This is a genomic window from Streptomyces sp. NPDC047974 (assembly GCF_040653375.1).
GTDB lineage: Bacteria > Actinomycetota > Actinomycetes > Streptomycetales > Streptomycetaceae > Streptomyces.
This window is the reverse complement of sequence record NZ_JBEZNU010000061.1, coordinates 1-3,070: the sequence shown is the minus strand read 5'-3', so window position 1 is coordinate 3,070 and position 3,070 is coordinate 1. Positions and strand designations below refer to the sequence as shown.

At 61.5% G+C, this 3,070-nt stretch carries 3 protein-coding genes and 1 pseudogene; 2 read left to right on the top strand and 2 right to left on the bottom strand.

Going from position 1 to position 3,070, the window contains the following annotated elements; all coding sequences use genetic code 11:
• Positions 1-51: 51 nt before the first annotated feature.
• Positions 52-432 (bottom strand): hypothetical protein, encoded by a 381-nt coding sequence (locus AB0E19_RS37210; protein WP_362189218.1) that lies wholly within the window; start codon positions 430-432, stop codon positions 52-54.
• Positions 433-518: 86 nt separating this feature from the next.
• Between AB0E19_RS37210 and AB0E19_RS37205 the strand changes: the two genes are divergently transcribed.
• Together AB0E19_RS37205 and AB0E19_RS37200 are read left to right on the top strand one after the other, a co-directional pair.
• Positions 519-1,336, top strand: a protein-coding gene (locus AB0E19_RS37205) for an IS5 family transposase (RefSeq protein WP_362189215.1) whose coding sequence is annotated in 2 segments (ribosomal slippage) — positions 519-866 and positions 869-1,336 — 816 coding nt in all. Because the reading frame shifts where the segments join, the coding sequence is not laid out codon by codon here.
• Positions 1,337-2,144: 808 nt separating this feature from the next.
• Positions 2,145-2,537, top strand: a complete 393-nt coding sequence (locus AB0E19_RS37200) for a hypothetical protein (protein ID WP_362189212.1) — start codon at positions 2,145-2,147, stop codon at positions 2,535-2,537.
• Between the two features lie 447 nt (positions 2,538-2,984).
• Here the strand turns inward: AB0E19_RS37200 and AB0E19_RS37195 are convergent.
• Positions 2,985-3,070, bottom strand: a pseudogene (locus tag AB0E19_RS37195) (IS5/IS1182 family transposase); the annotation flags it as partial.

The following is a 3,070-nucleotide window of genomic DNA, read 5'->3' as shown; positions in this document are numbered from 1 at the left end:
CGTGGCGGTCTTGCCCGCTGCGGGACCACGAGCACTCAGGAGGACCGCCTGTCAGGCTGGCCAGCAGAGGTGGCCGTCCACGATGGCCGGGAGAGATGTGGGCATCTCGTCGGTGACCCAGGCGAACTCCAGTGCTGCGAGCGTGGCTCCCCGGTCCGTCCAGACGAGGATCTCGCCGACATAGGCGCCGGACGGGCCATGGACGTGCGCGTCTACGGGCACGAGTGTTTTGGGCAGTGCTGCGTGCTCGCAAGGCTCCCGGACCTGTAGGTCGACGCTCACGGAGTCGGGCCCCCAAACGGCGACCACCTCGGTGCGATCCAGCTGACTCCGCAGTTGCGACGCGCCAACAAACTCCGCCGACAGGATGTGTTCAAGCACTGCGCGCTCATCGGCATTCAGCGGGCGCGGGTCGATGGAAAGTGGAGCCATGCGCACATTCTGAGGTGCGGGGTCAATCAGCCCAACGCCTGCACCGACCGTCGCCGGAGCCGCCGGCAGCGGCATCATGATCGTTCATGGATGGGGATCTGTCGCAGCGACTTGTACCGGATGATCTATGGGCTTTGGTCGAGCCGGTACTGCCGTCCTTCCGCTCGCGCCCGCAGGGCGGTGGCACCGCGCCGATCGACCAACGTGCCGTCTTCACGGCCGTCATGTACGTGCTGACCAGCGGGTGCGCATGGCGATTTCTGCCACCGACCTTCGGAGTATCGCCGGCGACGGCCCACCGGAGGTTCTCCGTCTGGACCGCATCCGGAGTGTGGCGTCGGCTGCACCGGACTGTTCTGGACGAGATCGGAGCACGTGGCGGACTCGACTGGAGCTCTGTGATCGTCGATGCCGCCTCGGTGCGCGCGAAAAGGGGGGTCAGCTGACGGGGCCGAATCCGGTCGACCGAGGCAAAGCGGGTAGCAAACTGCACGTTCTGACCGACGCGCAGGGACTGCCCGTGGTCGTCGGGGTGTCCGCCGCGAACGTCAATGACGTCCAAGCGCTTCGCCCGCTCATCCTCGGGATCCCGGCCGTCCGTTCACGCCGCGGCCCCCGTCGGCGAAACCCCAACAAGGTCCGGGCCGACAAGGCGTACCACTCGGCCGGCAACCTGGCGTGGCTGCGCGAACGCCACATCACTCCACGGATCGCCCGGCCGGGCGTGGAGTCCTCCGAACGCCTCGGAAGGCACCGGTGGAAGATCGAGAGGTCGATCTCCTGGCTCTTCGGATACCGGCGGCTGACCGTCCGCTATGAACGCAAGGGCAGTCACTTCCTCGCCTTCCTCGGGCTTGCCGCAGTCATGACCTGCTACAAGAAGCTCGCCAAGATCGCCACGTGAGACAAGGTCTAAGGTCGAGTACTTCACCAAGGGCCCTGACCCCATTCCGGTCAAGAAGGAAGGAAAGCCCTTCACTGGATATGCGATGGGGAGTAACCCGAACTACAACCCCCGGGTGAGCCTGGGTGTCGATCGTGGCCCTCTCGCCACGTGGCAGAAGGTGGTTCTCGGGGTCTTCGTCGCAGCCGCAGTAGCCGTAGCAGTCGCTCCGGTCGCAGCCGTTGCTGGACCGTCATGTTTGGCGGCCTGGGTTGTATGTGCCGAAGCAGCCGCCGACGTCGCCTCAGGACCTGCCGCCGGCAGTGTAACGACGGGCGTAGCGGTGACCTTGGCAGCCGGGAAGAGAACCGGCCAGACAATTTTTACAACAGATACCATGGGGGAATATGCGAAGAATGCTCTCCCTAAGGAGGGCTACCACGACGTGGCCGTACACGGAAATCCGCACGCATTTGCTGACACCATCGACGGTCAGACCTACAGTCATCGTTTTCTTGCGGCAAGAATTCGAAACGACCCAAGCTATAAGGGGGGCCCAATCAGGCTAATTTCCTGCGATACAGGTTGCGATGGAGCCACCGCCGCTCAGTACCTCGCAAATTCTCTTGGAGTGCCGGTTGTCGCACCCAGCGCAACAGTATGGATACGTCCAAATGGGGTTCTGAGGGTCAGTGCTGAAGTCACTTGGCCCACGGGGGAGTGGAGAATGTTCCGACCCGGAGGAAATGTAAACGACCAGTAAGCCCACCGCTTGATGGCCGCGAGCCTTCGGTACGCGACTATCAAGCCTTCGTGGTATATTGCACACATGGCAAAATCACCCCAATTCGTGGGAAATTTTCGCGAACTTCCCCACGGGAACCCCGCCGGTCCTAGCCTGAAAGAGTCTATAAATAGAGGACAAAAGGGGTGCGTAGCTGGTCTGGTGAAATACCTCACCGGAGGGGCGGTGTTGGCAATGAGCGGGCGGGCTGCACATGACGTTCTGGATCCAAAAAACAAAGTAATCGGTGAACTCTCTCTCCGTACGGACGGAGAGTGGCTCTGGTACTCAGACCTCTGGTATTTCGTAGAGAATTACAACATTGAAATCGATCCCGAATTCACGAAGAGGGCGGAGGCGAGAGGATGGAATTGCCCTCACATCTCAGTTGTCGACCTGGAAGCCGTCGGAGATATCGTCTTCGGTGAAGGGGAATAATTCCGTTTCCTGTCTGGCGGCGAGGGTGGCGAGTTGGATTGCAGGGTAACTTGACAGAGCTGCTTCCTGGTCAGGGTCGCCCGGTCTGTCTGAATGGGCGCCGATCCCGCGTCTGTGACGACTCGGCCAAGGAATTCAGTCCAGTGGACCTCTTTCATCCTGTGCCGGAAGGGTGAAATGGCCTGGTTGGCTGGGGTGTGACAGGGCAGGGACCCTGGTCGTTTGCGTGGCGATCTCACTCTCATCGCGCCGACGGCCGGGGGCCCTGTCGGTTCCGCATCCTTCCATGCTCAACGTCCCGAATGGGATCGTCACGCATGCGGCCTGACTGCTGTATGGGAACTACCAAGCCTCAACATCAGTTGGCGCAAGCTTGGCTGCTCACGGCAGGCGTTTCTCCCCCTTAGAGCTCGTAAGACGATCATGTTTGGGTCTTCTTAAGGATCTTCAGCGTCGTCTCTCGAGGGTGAGGACGGCTTTGGTGATTGACGTGAGTCGGTTGGGGCTGACCCGTGCTTTGCGGAAGATCCGCC